At 66.5% G+C, this 15,216-nt stretch carries 11 protein-coding genes; 3 read left to right on the forward strand and 8 right to left on the reverse strand.

Going from position 1 to position 15,216, the window contains the following annotated elements:
- Positions 1 to 9 precede the first annotated feature (9 nt).
- Genes BST12_RS06260 through BST12_RS06270 form a run of 3 tightly spaced genes read right to left on the reverse strand, consistent with a single transcriptional unit; the run spans position 10 to position 5,404 of the window.
- Positions 10 to 1,680, reverse strand: a complete 1,671-nt coding sequence (locus BST12_RS06260) for a hypothetical protein (RefSeq protein ID WP_083112151.1) — start codon at positions 1,678 to 1,680, stop codon at positions 10 to 12.
- On the reverse strand, positions 1,677 to 3,500 hold the full coding sequence (locus BST12_RS34175; protein ID WP_083112152.1) for a serine/threonine-protein kinase: 1,824 nt from the start codon (positions 3,498 to 3,500) through the stop codon (positions 1,677 to 1,679). Before BST12_RS34175 ends, BST12_RS06260 begins: the two co-directional genes overlap by 4 nt.
- On the reverse strand, positions 3,497 to 5,404 hold the full coding sequence (locus BST12_RS06270) for a serine/threonine-protein kinase PknD (RefSeq protein WP_083112374.1): 1,908 nt from the start codon (positions 5,402 to 5,404) through the stop codon (positions 3,497 to 3,499). The genes BST12_RS34175 and BST12_RS06270 overlap by 4 nt, the downstream gene beginning before the upstream one ends.
- A 103-nt stretch (positions 5,405 to 5,507) precedes the next feature.
- Between BST12_RS06270 and BST12_RS06275 the strand changes: the two genes are divergently transcribed.
- Both BST12_RS06275 and dnaE read left to right on the forward strand, forming a co-directional pair.
- Positions 5,508 to 5,939 carry a type II toxin-antitoxin system Rv0910 family toxin gene (locus BST12_RS06275; RefSeq protein WP_083112153.1) on the forward strand — a complete coding sequence of 144 codons (432 nt, stop codon included), beginning with the start codon at positions 5,508 to 5,510 and terminating at the stop codon, positions 5,937 to 5,939.
- A gap of 309 nt (positions 5,940 to 6,248) precedes the next feature.
- The gene (gene dnaE / locus BST12_RS06285; RefSeq protein ID WP_083112154.1) at positions 6,249 to 9,800 is read left to right on the forward strand and encodes a DNA polymerase III subunit alpha; all 3,552 of its coding nucleotides are present in this window, start codon (positions 6,249 to 6,251) and stop codon (positions 9,798 to 9,800) included.
- A gap of 1 nt (position 9,801) precedes the next feature.
- Here the strand turns inward: dnaE and BST12_RS06290 are convergent, their stop codons facing one another.
- From BST12_RS06290 to BST12_RS06305, 4 genes are all read right to left on the reverse strand, one after another.
- On the reverse strand, positions 9,802 to 10,158 hold the full coding sequence (locus BST12_RS06290; protein WP_083112155.1) for a thiocyanate hydrolase: 357 nt from the start codon (positions 10,156 to 10,158) through the stop codon (positions 9,802 to 9,804).
- Positions 10,159 to 10,168: 10 nt separating this feature from the next.
- The gene (gene scnC / locus BST12_RS06295) at positions 10,169 to 10,885 is read right to left on the reverse strand and encodes a thiocyanate hydrolase subunit gamma (protein WP_083112156.1); all 717 of its coding nucleotides are present in this window, start codon (positions 10,883 to 10,885) and stop codon (positions 10,169 to 10,171) included.
- The gene (locus tag BST12_RS06300; RefSeq protein WP_083112157.1) at positions 10,886 to 11,719 is read right to left on the reverse strand and encodes an SH3-like domain-containing protein; all 834 of its coding nucleotides are present in this window, start codon (positions 11,717 to 11,719) and stop codon (positions 10,886 to 10,888) included.
- Between the two features lie 127 nt (positions 11,720 to 11,846).
- Positions 11,847 to 12,287 (reverse strand): PPOX class F420-dependent oxidoreductase, encoded by a 441-nt coding sequence (locus BST12_RS06305; protein ID WP_083112158.1) that lies wholly within the window; start codon positions 12,285 to 12,287, stop codon positions 11,847 to 11,849.
- 47 nt (positions 12,288 to 12,334) lie between these two features.
- Here BST12_RS06305 and BST12_RS06310 point away from each other — a divergent pair, with 47 nt between their 5' ends.
- On the forward strand, positions 12,335 to 12,724 hold the full coding sequence (locus BST12_RS06310; RefSeq protein WP_083112159.1) for a helix-turn-helix domain-containing protein: 390 nt from the start codon (positions 12,335 to 12,337) through the stop codon (positions 12,722 to 12,724).
- A gap of 6 nt (positions 12,725 to 12,730) precedes the next feature.
- Here BST12_RS06310 and BST12_RS06315 read toward each other — a convergent pair whose 3' ends face one another.
- On the reverse strand, positions 12,731 to 15,187 hold the full coding sequence (locus BST12_RS06315) for a glycosyltransferase (protein WP_083112160.1): 2,457 nt from the start codon (positions 15,185 to 15,187) through the stop codon (positions 12,731 to 12,733).
- Between the last annotated feature and the right edge of the window lie 29 nt (positions 15,188 to 15,216).

The following is a 15,216-nucleotide window of genomic DNA, read 5'->3' on the forward strand; positions in this document are numbered from 1 at the left end:
CCGGTCGCGCTAGCGGTCGGGCGGCACTTTGAGTACCTGGCCCGGTTTGGTCACGTGGTCGGATTCGTCTTGGGTGGTCGCTGAGACGACGTACAGATTGTTCGCCGGGTCAAACGTCACACCGCGGGCGCGCACACCGACGGGCACCGTGACCGGATTGGTGGCGCCGACCGGCAGCTCGAACACGCCAGTGGTGAAAGTGTCTGCTACGAAAAGGTTTCCGGCCGTATCGACTGCCACAGCTGAGGGTTCTTTGAGTTCTGGGAAGGGCAGCGGTGCGGGAGTGGCGGTACCGGCGGCGAGTTTGAGGACCCGGCCTTTGGCACTGCCCTTGACGCTGTCGCCGATGTAGACATTGCCGGCTTTGTCGGCTGCTATCCCGCGCGGCAGATAGAGATCGGTGAACGGCAGATCAGTCGACCGAGTGTCTCCCGGGGCGAGCTTCTTGGCTCCATACCGCAGGTCATATGTGCCGGACAGGGCGCCGACCGCGTACACGATGCCGGCGGGGTCCACCGCGACAGCATCGACGGTGACGAATCCACGGAACGGCAGCCGGATCGGGCTGGCCGAACCTACCGTCCACTCCCATACATTGCGGTGGTCGCTGAGGTAAAGCTTGCCGACGGTATCGACTGCCAGGTCTTCGGCCATGCGGATATCGACACCGGGAACGTCGAGCGTGCTCGCGCTCGCCGCACCGGGGGCCAGCCGAAAGATCTGCCGCACCGTGGAGAAGCTCAGACCCGTATCGCCGGGATCGGGAATCGAGGTCAGCACGTACACGTTGCCGGCCCCGTCGGCCGCCACATTCTGCGGCACCTTGAGGCCGGGGAATGGCAGCTCGACGGGCTGGGAAGTGTAGGTGTATCGAGTCGGCGGGCTGGATTGGCGAGCCGGCCCGGCGGTGGCGGTAGTGGTGTTGGTCTGCCCCACGAGTCGGGGTATCACGACGGCGCCGCTGACGACCACGCCGACGGTGAGGACCACGGCTATCGCGATCGCAATGTATCGCGGCCGTTTCGAGGCTGTCTGCGAGCGTGGGGCCGGCGGGAACGGGGCTGCCCTCGGATGCCATTGGGGAGCAACATGATTGATACCAGCTGGCGGCGCGGTGGGGGCCAGCCGAATTGTTTGGGTGGGCCCGTCGCGGTCGGGGGTGGCGGTGTCCGGGCTGGTCGGCCGGTTGCTCGGGGTGTAGTGCGGTGTGCTGGCCAGGGCTGTTTGCGCGGCGGCGGCAAGCTCACCGGCGCTGCGGAAGCAGGTATCCGGATTTTCGGCCAGTCCGCGGGCAATGACCTGGTCGAAGCCGACCGGGATGCCTGGTCGCTGCCGGCTCGGTGGTGCGTCGGCGCCCTCCGGCCGATTGGGGGGCGACCCGGTCAAGCATTCGTAAAGTACGGCGGCCAGCGCGCGGATGTCGGTGCGGTAAGCCGTCTCGTCGATCGCCGGTTCGGGGGAGCCGGGGCCGGTGGCGTCGGCCAGATGGGCGTAGCCGTTAGCGGACAGCAGGACGGTGGCCAGGGTGACCTCGCGGTGAGGCGCCCGCTTGCGGTAGGTCTCGTCGACCGCCGCGGCGATTTGGCCGACGATGTGCACCGCGCGCGCCGCGTCGAGCGGCCCACCCTGGGTCAGCACCGCTTTGAGAGTGGTGTGTCCGCCGGGACCCGCGGCCGTCACTGCGAAGCCACCTTCAGTAGTCGATTGTTCTCGGTCAGATAGATATTGCCGGCGGCGTCCACCGCCATGCCGCCGAACTCCTGGCGCTCCGGTGCGAACAGCGGAATCGACGCGGCGGCGCCCAGCGGGAGTTTCACCAACCGGCCCATGAGGTCTGCATTGTCGGCGACGTAGACATTGCCGGCGGCGTCGATCGCCAGGAACTGGGCCCGGCCGAGTTGGCCGAACGGCAGCTGGGTGGGGGAGGCCGCGCCCGGGGCCAGTTTGAGCACCCGGCCCGCGTCGGCGGCATAGACGGCACCTGCGTTGTCCACCGCAACACTTTCGTAGAGGCCGTTGCCGAACGGCAGCACGCTCGGGTCGGCGGCGCCGACGGCCAGTTCCAGTACCTGGTAGCGGCTGGCCACGTACACATTGCCGGCTGGGTCGGCGGCGACCCCGGTGGGCAGAATGCCGCTGAACGGCAGCTCGGTGGGTGCGCTGGCTCCCGCAGCCAGTTTCAGCACCCGGCCCGCTCCCGCACGGTTCCAGTCGGTCACGAACACATCGCCGGCCGCGTTGACCGTCACCTGCTTGGGCTTGGTGAGCCCGCGGAACGGCATCTCGCTGGGTGCCGATGCGCCGGCGGCCAACTTCAGCACCCTGGGGTTCAGCGGGTCGAGGACATAGACGTTGCCGTCCTTGTCTACCGCCACACCACCGAGGCTCCCGGAGCCCACCACCGGCAGCGGGGTCGCCTTGAGCGGCGGGAGGGCACTCGGTGTCGCCGGCAATGTGGTGGACGTGGGTTGCGGTGCTCGGCTCGTGTTGGTGGCCCGTTGGGCGGGGGCCCGGTGGCCGACGATCGCGACGATGACGGCGATACCCGCTAAGACGGCTGTCACGGCACCCACGGCGGCGATAAACGCGCCGCGCCGACGGGAACGGCCAGGACGCGCTGGTGCCGTCCGCGCGAATTGTGGTGACCAAATGCGTTCCGGCACAGCGGTATTCAGGGCGCGCTGCGCTGCGGCGGCCAGTTCGCCGGCCGTGCGGAACCGATGGTCGGGGTTCTTGGCCATGCCGCGCGCGATGACCTCGTCGAATCCCGCTGGAACCCCGGGACGTTGCTGGCTGGGGCGCGGCGGCGGGGCGGTCAAGTGCGCGGCGACCAGCGCGGGTATCTCGTCGCGGAGATAAGGCATCGACCCGGTCAGGCATTCGTGCAGCACACAAGCCAACGCGTAGATGTCGGCTCCGGGGGTGACCCGGCCGGACGCGAGTCGTTCGGGCGCCAGGTACGCGAACGAACCGATGGTCGTGCCTTCGCTGGTGAGCTTGGTGTCGGTCGCGGCGTTGGCCAACCCGAAATCCACCAGGCAGGCGAAGTCGTCATTGCCGAGCAGAATGTTGGCCGGCTTGACGTCGCGGTGAATCACCTGCTGAGCGTGGGCGGCGTCCAGCGCCCCGGCGATTTGGCGCACGATGTTCACCGCTCGGGCTGGGTCCAGCGCCCCGCCGCGATCGAGCACGCCCTGCAGGTCGGTGCCGTCGATGAGGCGCATGTCGATGTAGAGCTGCCCGTCGATCTCCCCGCAGCTGTGGATGGGCACCACGTGTGGTTCGTGCAATCGGCCGGCGGTGTGGGCCTCCCTGAACAAGCGTTCCCGAAACGCCGGGTTGTGCGAGTAGCTGCTGCTCAGCAGTTTCAACGCCACCACGCGGTTCATGGTGGTGTCCTCGGCTTGGTAAACCTCGCCGAATCCGCCGCGGCCCAGCAGCTTCAACAGCAGATACGGCCCGAACCGCGTACCGACCCGGGATCCCGGCGACTGGTTCACGAGGCCGCCCCCAATTCCAGCACCTTGCCTGTCGCGCACTTGTCGACGCGTTGGCAGTCGACGACAAAGATGTCGCCGTCCTGGTCGACTGCCACACCGAACGGGTAGTTGAGCCCGGGGAAATTTAAGTCGCCGGCGGTGGTCGCGCCCGCGGGCAGTTTCAACAGCCGATGCTTGTTGGGGTCCGAGACGTAGACGTTCTTGTCCTTGTCCACCGCGACGCCATAGGGGCGATCGAGTCCCGCGAACGGCAACTCGGTGGGGGTGTCGGCTCCAGCGGATAACTTCAGCACCCGCCGCTCGTCGGAGTCGACGATGTAGAGAGCGCCGTCGTCGTCCACCGCCACGGCCGCAGGCGAACTCAAAGCAGTGGTAGGCATCAACCGGGTTGGGCTCGTCGCGCCGGCGGCGAGCTTGAGCACCTGCTTCGACCCCTGGTCGGCGACGAAGAGGCTGCCGTCCTTGCCCACCGCCACGCCGACCGGATTGCCCAGATGGCCGAACGGCACCAGCGAGGGACCCCGCGCACCCGGCGCCAGCTTCCACACGCCGGGCGCGTGAGTGTCTGCCGCGTACACATTGCCTGCCCCGTCCACCGCCACCCCGAAGGCGTAGATCTCCCCGAACGGGAGCTCGGTTGTGGTCGTTTGGCCCGGAACCAGTTTCAGGATCTGGCCTTCGGGGACCTGCACCCCCAGCTCGGCGGCGTAGACGGTGCCGGCAGCGTCCACTGCTACGCCGCGGGCCTCCGTCAACGCGGGGAACGGCAGTGTGGTGGGGGTCGTCGACGACGGGCGCGGCTTGCTCGTCGCCGGATGCGGGGCTGAGCCGGGCCACGGGACCACCCAGATCGCCAGGACCGCCGCGACGGCCGCGACGAGAGTGATCGCGGTGACGGTGATCACGGTGCGGCGCCGGGATTTCGCCCGTCGGGGGGGCAGGTAGGGGAGGGGCGGAGTCAGGGTTGGCGCTTGAGTGGGCCCGAGCGGGTGCGGCGGATGCTGCCAGGGTGCCGTAATCGGCGCGTACTGCGGCTGCCGAGGCGGACCGGCTCCCAGGGCGCGCTCGGCGGCGGCCGCCAGTTCGCCGGCGCTGCGGTAGCGGGCGTCGGGGTTTTTGGCCAGGCCGCGCGCGATGACTTCGTCGAATCCCGGCGGAACTTCGGGCCGCTGCTGGCTGGGCAGCGGGATCGGCGCGGAGATGTGCGCGTTCATCAGCTCATGCAGATCGCGGTGCTGGGCGTACGGCGGCTGGCCGGTGAGGAATTCGTAGAGCACGCAGGCAAGCGCGTAGACGTCGCAGCGGTGATCCACCGGGGCATTGGTGAGTCGTTCCGGGGCGACATAGTCGAAGGTGCCGACGGCGCTGCCGGGCTTGGTGAGCCGAGCGTCGCCCGCCGCGTTGGCCAGCCCGAAGTCGACCAGGCTCGCGAAGTCGTCGCCCGCGACCAGGATGTTGGCGGGTTTGACGTCGCGATGAATCACCCTCTCGGCGTGGGCGGCATCCAGAGCCGCGGCGACCTGGCGGACGATGGTCACCGCCCGGGCCGGCTCCAGCCTGCCCTCGCGTTGCAGCACCGTCTCAAGGTCGACGCCGCGCACCAGGCGCATGTCGATGTAGACCTGACCGTCGATCTCGCCGCAGCGGTGGATGGGCAGCACGTGCGGTTCGCGCAGCCGCCCGGCGGTGTGAGCCTCGCGGAATAGCCGTTCGCGGAACACGGGGTTCTGGGAAAAAGTGCTGCCCAGCAACTTCAGCGCCACGGTGCGGTTCATGGTGGTGTCTTCGGCTTCATACACCTCGCCGAATCCGCCGCTGCCCAAGAGCCGGACGAGCCGATAGGGCCCGAACAGCGAACCCACCCGAGCATCGGCTGGTTGGCTGACCGCCGAGTCCTCGACCACACCCACCCCCAATTGACGCTTGCCGCCGAGCGTAACCCGGCGGCTTGGCTTCGCCGCCGGCCAGAGATCGCTGTTGTGCGACGCCGCCGGTTAGGCTCAGCCAATGGCTTCCGTTGAGATGAGCTCCGACGTACCGATGAGCCCCCAGGACATGTGGGACCACGTGTCGGACCTGTCGGAGTTGGGCGAATGGCTCGTGATGCACGAGGGCTGGCGCAGTGAGCTGCCCGACGAGATCAACGAAGGAACCGAAATCGTCGGCGTGGCAAGGTCCAAGGGGTTGCGCAACAGGGTGACCTGGACCGTCACCAAGTGGGACCCCCCGCACGAGATGGCGATGTCGGGCAACGGCAAGGGCGGAGCGAAGTACGGCGTGACGGTCACCGTGACGGCGAACGAAGACGGGTCCACCATGGGTTTGCGCCTCGAGCTGGGCGGGCGGGCGCTGTTCGGTCCCGTCGGTTCGGCCGCGGCACGTGCCGTCAAGGGCGACGTGGAAAAGTCGCTGAAGTTGTTCGTCGAGCGCTACGCGTAGAGACCATTGGCTTCGCACCAAGCGACCGCGGTTGCCCAGCGGTTCGTTCAAGCTTTCTCAGCCGCTGACCTCGACGCGATGGAACAGTTGCTCGCTGCCGATGTCACCGCACAACTAGGCGGCCCACCTGCTGCGAATCTCGGACGGCAATATCGCCGAGTGGTGGATGGTGGATGCGAAACCCGCTGAGAGTGCGCGGTTCTGGAGCTGAGTCCAAAAACCTGTAAGGCCCCCTGGCCAGATTCGGCCGAGACACACTTCGCGACACGCCCAACCTGTGTCGGTGCTCGGTCATAGACTGGCGTCCCTATGAACGGTTCTTCGTCGGGGTCCTCCTTCGTGCACCTGCACAACCACACCGAGTATTCGATGCTCGACGGTGCCGCGAAGATCACCCCGATGCTGGCCGAGGTGGAGCGGCTGGAGATGCCCGCGATCGGGATGACCGATCACGGAAACATGTTCGGCGCCAGCGAGTTCTACAACACCGCGACCAAGGCCGGGGTCAAGCCGATCATCGGCGTGGAGGCCTATATAGCGCCCGCTTCCCGTTTCGATACCCGCCGGATTCTCTGGGGTGATCCCAGCCAGAAATCCGACGACGTCTCCGGCAGCGGCTCGTACACGCACCTGACGATGGTGGCCGAGAACGCGACCGGCCTGCGCAACCTCTTCAAGCTGTCCTCGCTGGCCTCCTTCGAAGGCCAGCTCGGCAAGTGGTCACGCATGGACGCCGAACTCGTCGCCGAACACGCCGAGGGCATCATCGCTACCACCGGATGCCCGTCCGGCGAGGTGCAGACCCGGCTGCGGCTGGGCCATGTCGACGAAGCGCTGGAGTCGGCGGCCAAGTGGCGCGAGATCTTCGGGGCCGACAATTACTTCCTCGAACTCATGGACCACGGGCTGTCCATCGAACAGCGGGTCCGCGAGGGTCTGCTGGAGATCGGCCGCAAGCTGAACATCCCGCCGCTGGCCACCAACGACTGCCACTACGTCACCCGCGACGCCGCGCACAACCACGAGGCGCTGTTGTGTGTGCAGACCGGTAAGACGCTGTCGGATCCCAACCGGTTCAAGTTCGACGGCGACGGCTACTACCTGAAGTCCGCTGCCGAGATGCGCAAGATCTGGGACGACGAGGTGCCCGGCGCGTGCGACTCGACCCTGCTGATCGCCGAGCGGGTGCAGTCCTACGCCGACGTGTGGACGCCGCGCGACCGGATGCCGATCTTCCCGGTGCCCGAGGGGCACGACCAGGCGTCCTGGCTGCACCACGAGGTGATGGCGGGGCTACGGCGACGGTTTCCGGCCGGTGCCGGCCAGGACTATCTCGACCGCGCCGAGTACGAGATCAAGGTCATCTGCGACAAGGGTTTCCCGGCGTACTTCCTGATCGTGGCCGATCTGATCAACCACGCGCGGTCAATAGATATCCGCGTCGGGCCGGGCCGTGGGTCGGCGGCGGGTTCGCTGGTCGCCTACGCACTGGGCATCACCAACATCGACCCCATCCCACACGGTCTGCTGTTCGAGCGCTTCCTCAACCCCGAGCGCCCGTCGGCCCCCGACATCGACATCGACTTCGACGACCGTCGCCGCGGTGAGATGGTGCGCTACGCCGCCGAAAAGTGGGGCCAGGATCGCGTCGCCCAGGTCATCACCTTCGGCACCATCAAAACCAAAGCGGCCCTGAAGGATTCGGCGCGAATCCACTACGGGCAGCCAGGGTTCGCCATTGCCGACCGGATCACCAAGGCACTGCCGCCGGCCATCATGGCCAAAGACATTCCGCTGTCCGGGATCACCGATCCCGCCCACGAGCGGTTCAAGGAAGCGGCTGAGGTCCGCAGCCTGATTGAAACCGACCCGGACGTGCGCACCATCTACCAGACGGCCCGCGGCCTGGAGGGCCTGATCCGCAACGCCGGCGTGCACGCGTGCGCGGTGATCATGAGCAGCGAGCCGCTGACCGAGGCCATCCCGCTGTGGAAACGCCCGCAGGACGGCGCCATCATCACCGGCTGGGACTACCCGTCGTGCGAGGCCATCGGTTTGTTGAAGATGGACTTCCTGGGCCTGCGCAACCTGACGATCATCGGCGATGCGATCGAGAACATCAAGGCCAACAAGGGAATTGACCTCGACCTGGAGTCGGTGCCCCTGGACGACGGCCCCACCTACGAGCTGCTGGGCCGCGGCGACACCCTGGGCGTGTTCCAGCTCGACGGCGGGCCGATGCGCGATCTGCTGCGCCGCATGCAGCCCACCGAGTTCAACGACATCGTCGCCGTGCTGGCGCTGTACCGCCCAGGGCCGATGGGCATGAACGCCCACAACGACTACGCCGACCGCAAGAACAACCGCCAGCCGATCAAGCCGATCCATCCCGAGCTCGAAGAACCGCTGCGTGAAATCCTCGCCGAAACCTACGGGCTGATCGTCTATCAAGAGCAGATCATGTTCATCGCCCAGAAGGTCGCCTCCTACACGATGGGCAAGGCCGACGCGCTGCGCAAAGCGATGGGCAAGAAGAAACTCGAAGTGCTGGAAGCCGAGTACAAGGGCTTCTACGAAGGCATGACCGCCAACGGTTTCTCCGAGCGTGCGGTGAAAGCGTTGTGGGACACCATTCTTCCGTTCGCCGGTTATGCGTTCAACAAGTCGCACGCGGCCGGCTACGGCCTGGTCTCCTACTGGACGGCCTACCTGAAGGCCAACTATCCCGGCGAATACATGGCCGGCCTGCTGACCTCGGTCGGCGATGACAAGGACAAGGCGGCCGTGTACCTGGCCGACTGCCGCAAGCTGGGCATTACGGTGTTGCCGCCGGACGTTAACGAATCTCTGGTGAACTTTGCCTCGGTGGGCGCCGATATCCGCTTCGGGCTGGGCGCGGTGCGCAATGTCGGTGCCAACGTCGTCGGCTCGCTGATCAACACCCGCAGCGACAAGGGCAAGTTCACCGACTTCTCGGATTACCTGAACAAGATCGACATCTCGGCGTGCAACAAGAAAGTCACCGAGTCGCTGATCAAGGCGGGCGCGTTCGATTCCCTCGGCCACGCCCGCAAGGGGCTGTTCCTGGTGCACACCGACGCGGTGGACTCCGTGCTGGGCACCAAGAAAGCCGAGGCGATGGGCCAGTTCGACCTATTCGGCGGCTCGGACGGGGAGGGCGCCGGCGATGCGGTGTTCACCATCAAGGTGCCCGACGACGAGTGGGAGGACAAACACAAGCTCGCCTTAGAGCGCGAGATGCTGGGGCTGTACGTGTCCGGGCACCCGCTCAACAAGGTCGCGCACCTGCTCGCCACCCAGGTCGACACCGCCATTCCGGCGATCCTGGACGGCGACATTCCCAACGACACCCAGGTGCGCGTCGGCGGCATCCTGGCCTCGGTGAACCGTCGCGTCAACAAGAACGGAATGCCCTGGGCCTCAGCGCAATTGGAGGACCTCACCGGCGGTATCGAGGTGATGTTCTTTCCGCACACATACTCCAACTACGGCGCCGACATCGCCGACGACGCCGTGGTGCTGGTCAATGCGAAGGTGGCCATCCGCGATGACCGCACCAGCTTGATCGCCAATGAGCTTGTGGTGCCGGACTTTTCCAGCGCCCAGACGGACCGGCCACTGGCCGTCAGCCTGCCCACCCGGCAGTGCACCATCGACAAGGTCAGTGCGCTCAAGCAAGTGCTGGCCCGCCACCCCGGAACCTCCCAGGTGCATCTCCGGCTCATCAGCGGCGATCGGATCACCACGCTGGAACTGGATCAGTCGCTGCGGGTGACGCCGTCGCCGGCGCTGATGGGTGACCTCAAGGAGCTGCTCGGTCCGGGGTGCCTCGGCGGTTAGGCTAGCCGGCTTCCAGCCGCGCACGAACTGCCGCCATGCGCTCGGCCAGTGCGGTCTCGTCGATGACGTCTCGGGCGATGAGGGAATGCGCCAGCGCAATCAGCTGAGTCTCGGGATACGGCAGGTTTGCATACACCCCTTCGGCAAGACGGTCCTCGTCTTGCCGGCGCGTCAGCGGCAATAGCGCTGTTCCTGCCCTGTCGAGCGCCTCGCACATCCCTTCGAGGCTGGACTTCCAGGGTGGTACCGGATTCGTCACGCCATACTTCTCAGCCACCTGCGGCCAGGCCTGTCCGCCTTCGGCAATGCGCGCCAACGTTTGCACAGTGGTCTCGGTGATGTCGACCTCGGGTGGCATCCGTTGGCCCTCAGTAGTTTTCGGCCGGGCGGACCGCGGGATGCACCGGCCGGTCCGCGTTGGATGTCACCCCAGGCTTGGGCAGAGCGACACCGATCATGCAGTCACGGGTCACGATCTCGGCGAGCCGCTCCTCGCTCCAGCCGTCTGTCCCTTCCGGCCGGACCGGCAGGACGAGGAACCTGTGTTTGGAATTGGAGTCTTCGACGCGGATCTCGACGCTGTCCGGCAGGTACAGGCCGAACTCGGCGAGCACTTGGCGCGGCCAGCGCACGATGCGGCGCCGGTAGTTCGGCGTCCGGTACCACTCGGGCGAGTTTCCCAGCAGCGGCCGGGGATAGCAGGAGCACAGCGTGCACACGATCACGTGATGCAGCGTCGGAGTGTCCTCGAGCACGTGCAGTGCGGTGAAGTCGCTCGGCGTTCCGAAGCCGGTGGGATGTAACCAGTCGATTCCCACCTCACGGCTGGCGGCGATCGCGTCATCGAGGGCCAGCTTCTTGAAGTCCGGATCGACCCAGGCCTTGGCGACGAACCGGGCGCCCGGCGCCGGTCCGATCTGCTCGACGAACTCGGTGTAGTGGCGATGATCTTCGGCGGTAAAGAGGCCCTTCTCGATCGCCAACTCGCGCAACGCGATTTCCAGCACCTCGAAGTCGGTCACTTCCTCAACCATCGGTGCCCCGTGGCGTTCAGCCACCTGGCCGGCCTCGCCGTCGTGTGTCATCTAGTTATCCCGATCATCTAGTGGCTGCAGCCAACGTTCCGATATCTCCGCTTGCAGCGTGTCGTTCGGGCTGCCCTGGTAGGGCTCCCACAGGTCGGCCATCTTGAACCGCACAATGTAGAACCACTCCGGAGCTTGGTCCTCGCGGTCGAACGCCTCGTCTTCGGCCGCCAAACTCTCATACGTCACTTTGACCACCGTGCCCGGCTTACCGCGCAGGTATTCCTGGGTGCGCGTGTAAAAGATGGTGGGCAGATCGCGCACCAGCACCGGGTCGCCGACCGCGAATCTGGCGGCGCCGGCCATTCCCGCGAAACATTGCGGATCTCCCTTGCCGAGGGCATCGAGGTGATGCTCGTTCCTCGGGACCGCCTCCGCGTCACCGGCCGAGCGCGGCATGGGTTCCAGTGGTGTCTTGCCGGCGTCAGCGCGTGCGCGTACCTCGCTTGCTCGCTCGATCAACTCACCAAGGGTGATGTGGCGCTTGTCGATTAGGCAGCGCGCCGCTGCCAGTACCCAGCGGCCGTAGTAGGGGAAGCCGAGATACTGCATCCGCCCGACGTCGACGTTGCCCAGCCTTCTGCGCTCCTCCGACGTCCAGATGCCGCGCCAGCCGAGGACCTCACACGTCACAAACGTGTCAAGCTCCCACTGCTCCTCTTCCTTCTCCTCGTATGTTGCCGGGGCGTCCGGTTCACCACCGACGTCGTGCGAGGTCTTCATGAAGGCGCGAAAGAGGTCATGACTCAGCTCATCGGGATAGGCCCAGTCGTGGAACCGATGACTCGCTATGCGCAACTGGCTGACCAGGTCGCCCATCACAGAGTTCGCCATGGATACCAACCCTCAAATCAGAAGTGAGAGTGCTCGATTCAGTCACCGTAGCACCGACCGTGCACGGCGTCGAAGCGCTCGAACGGTGACCGCAATCGGCCCCGGCGTCATCGCCGCGTCGGCAACATTATGCACGGTCGATCCGGACGATGACGCTGTCGCGCCAAACCCCGCGATCACGCGCGCGCCGCAGCTTTTCCCGAAACGGCAAATCCCGGTGGACATTGGTCACGCCCGGAATCTTGAGCAGCGGCACGATGTTCCACTGCCAGCCATATCGCTTGTGCAGCACGCGGTTGGCTCGCTCGGCCTCTGCACCGGACAGCACAGTGGCCCGTCCGGCCATCGTCGGCGCTCCTGGCCGCACCCGGCCCCGGTAGTCGCACGCGGCGAGTTCAACCTCGGGCCGGGCGGTCAGTCGCTTGGTCTTGGGACCGACCTTGGTGCGGAATAGCAACGCGTCGCCGTCGAAAGCGAACCAGATGGGGGTGTCGATGGGCGTGCCGTCGCGGCGAAAAGTTCGCAGCACCGCGTACTGGGCGCTTTCCAGCGCATGAAGTGTGTGCATGACACTCAGTTAACGACTTAGAGTTGACTCTAAGTCAAGCATGGGAGATGACCGTGGGCCTGACCATTGGAGAGGTGGCGCGCGAGACCGGGGTCGCCGCGACCACACTGCGCTTCTACGAGAAGCTCGGCTTGCTGCCGGCGCCGGGGCGGCTCGGCGGCCAACGCCGCTACGACGAGTCGGTTCTGGCGCGCCTCGAAGTGATCCGGCTGTGCAAGGCCGCGGGGTTCGCCCTGGACGAGATCCAGCTGCTGTTCGCCGACGACGAGCCGGGCCGGCCCGTCAGCCGCGCACTGGCCGAGGCGAAGCTGGCCGAAATCGACAGCCAAATGGCGTCGCTGGCCAAAGCACGAGCCGTCATCGAGTGGGGCATGCGGTGCACGTGTCCGTCGATCGACGCCTGCACGTGCGGGATTCACACAGCAGTGCCGGTCTGAACGGCATCACTGCCCGCCGTGCGCCGTGAACAGCTCGGGATGAACCATGTCCAGCGGCCCGGTCGTTTCGGGCCACCCGCGCTCGCGGGCCACTTCGTCCGTGGCGTAGACGAGCAGGTTCTGGCGGTACCACCACTCACACCGCTCGTCCCACCACAACTTGCTGCGCAGCAGGTCGTATGGCCGATAGCCGTGGGCGGCGAACAGCTTGGCCCAATACGTCGGCCATCGCTCGTTCAGATGGCCGGTGCCGCCCTGGCCCGGAACGGCCGCGGAGAAGGCGATGGTGTCGGCATGCCCGCACAGGCTGTCGACGAGGGTCTCGGCGGCCTCCGGGGGTAGGTGTTCGGCGACTTCAAGGCACGTGACCATGTCGAATCGACGGCCCAGGTCCAGCGGGGTGGTCAGGTCATGAGCCCTGAACCGATCCGGGGCGACGCACAACTGGTCCAGCGGGACATAGTCGCCGTCCACACCGATCGCGTCGGCGCCGCTATCCAGCCAGACGCCGACCCAGCCGCCGACCCCGCAACCGACGTCGAGCACCGAACCGGGCCGGGTCAGCGCGGCCAGCATCGGCACGATCACCCGGGCCGAGGCGGCCGATCCCGCCGCCTGCCAGTGGTAGAAGGCCGGGGTGTAGGGGGTCGCTTCGGTGTTCACCTCGGGCCGAGGCTGCGCTGCGTCAGATAGCGCGTTGATGCAGAGCACCTCGTCGAGGCTGGCGGCATGCAGTCCGGCGGCGCCGGCCCGCGTGCCAAGTTCGGCGATCGGATCGGCAGCGGTGTCATCCAGACCGCCCGCCAGATCCAGTCGTGCCGTGTCGAACATCGCCGGGCCGCGCGCGAGCTCGTCGGCTAGGACGTAGCGACCGGCATCGGCTGCTCGGCGCACCTCTTGCTCGGCCCCGCAGATGCCGGTCAGCTGCGTCGCATCCGCGAAGTTGATACCCACCTGGAATGTCTGCGGTTCGGCGTCGAGGACCCCGATGAGGCGGCTGATCAGGTTCTCCGGTGCAAAGAACTGCCAGCCTTGACCCAGATGCAGCCAGCACCGCCCGCCGATCTGAGCGCGGATTCGCGCTAGTCGAACACCGGTCGCGGGATCGGCGAATTCGAGAAATCCGTAGCGCTCGCCCAACAGTGTCCGATCCTGGGGCGAGAGGCCGGCATCGATCACCAGGAAGCGCCCGACCCGCGAAATGTCGGTGCAGCAGTTCAGGAATGAGTTCAGCGTCTGCTCGGTGCCGGCGCGATCCGGACCGGCAACCACGCTGACGGTCACCTCGGCGTCACGCCGGACACCGTCTCGCAGGGACTGCACCAGCGTGGTGGCCGGATACGCCAACGCCGCATCGAGCATCGTCGGCACGCAGCCGTCGCGGTTGCGGATGATCCGTTGCCGGTCGTCCTCGGGAATGTCGGGCAGGGCCGCCAGGCGCCGGCACAGGGCGAAGGCTTCGGTGTCCTTGCCGATCCAGGATGCGCAAACCGCCTGCTCGTCGGTGGCGTGCCAGGCATAGATGTTTCCGCAGACGAACAACGTGTCCTCGTCGGGGAAGGGGATGGCGGCGGCGCGCTCGGCGAACAGGTGGCCCAGCGTGTAGCGCTGATCGATGCGGTACTGGCGGGCGATTTCATACAGCGGCTCGGCTCGGGTCGGCCGGAACTCCCAGGCCCGCAGGTAGGCGTCTTGAACATTCGGCCACGGTTCGCCGAGTTGCGCCATTGACACGGCTATCCGCCACAGCGAGTAGTAGACCTCTTCTGCATAGCCGCCCAGCTCGGTTCGCCGGGCGTACCACTGGCGTGCCTGGGCGAAATCGCGCAGACAGAAATAGGTCTGCGCCAGGTAGAAGACCGATCGCGCATCCTCGGGGTTGCGCTCGACCTCGGCCAGCAGCAGATCGCGGTCGTTGGTGTGCTTGGTTCCAGATGCGTTGCGGGCGCCGATGTTTCGGTACTGGACGTAGTAGTCGCCGGCCAACTTCACCTCGACGCAGGAGCGGTCCCAGGCGGCGTATTCATGGGTGACGCCCACCCAGCGCACGGGTGCGCCGTCGCGGAACAGCAGCGGTCGCCAGAAGATGTCGGAAGTGGTGTCCACGCAGCGCAGCCAGTAGACGTCGGCGTCGAGCCGGGAGAAGTCGGGTACGCCCAAAACCGTGTCGTCGGCGTCCATCACCCAGACGTAGTCGCCGTGCCCCTGCGCAAGTGCCAGGGCTTCGGTCCGGTTGTCGCCGAAGTTGCGCCACGGCCGTTCGTGCAGTCGACCCGGGATGCCCAGCCGGGCCATGTGGTTTCGGATCAGGTCCTGGGTACCGTCGGTCGAGCCGGTGTCCACGATCACCCACGAGCTGATGTAGGGCCCGACCACGTCGAGCACCTCAGTCACCACCCGTGCCTCGTTCCGCACGATCATGTTGAGGCAGATCGCAGGGCGGGAGGCCGCATTGCTGGGCACGGCCAGATCGTACCCAGCAATGCCCTGGC

The organism is Mycobacterium angelicum (assembly GCF_002086155.1).
Classification (GTDB): domain Bacteria; phylum Actinomycetota; class Actinomycetes; order Mycobacteriales; family Mycobacteriaceae; genus Mycobacterium; species Mycobacterium angelicum.

Excerpts from the sequence above, each read along its gene's own strand:
- BST12_RS06275 (WP_083112153.1), top strand. The coding sequence starts at position 5,508 with ATGGCTTCCGTTGAGATGAGCTCCGACGTACCGATGAGCCCCCAGGAC.
- dnaE (WP_083112154.1), top strand. The coding sequence starts at position 6,249 with ATGAACGGTTCTTCGTCGGGGTCCTCCTTCGTGCACCTGCACAACCAC.
- BST12_RS06290 (WP_083112155.1), bottom strand. The coding sequence starts at position 10,158 with ATGCCACCCGAGGTCGACATCACCGAGACCACTGTGCAAACGTTGGCG.
- scnC (WP_083112156.1), bottom strand. The coding sequence starts at position 10,885 with ATGACACACGACGGCGAGGCCGGCCAGGTGGCTGAACGCCACGGGGCA.
- BST12_RS06300 (WP_083112157.1), bottom strand. The coding sequence starts at position 11,719 with ATGGCGAACTCTGTGATGGGCGACCTGGTCAGCCAGTTGCGCATAGCG.
- BST12_RS06305 (WP_083112158.1), bottom strand. The coding sequence starts at position 12,287 with ATGCACACACTTCATGCGCTGGAAAGCGCCCAGTACGCGGTGCTGCGA.
- BST12_RS06310 (WP_083112159.1), top strand. The coding sequence starts at position 12,335 with ATGACCGTGGGCCTGACCATTGGAGAGGTGGCGCGCGAGACCGGGGTC.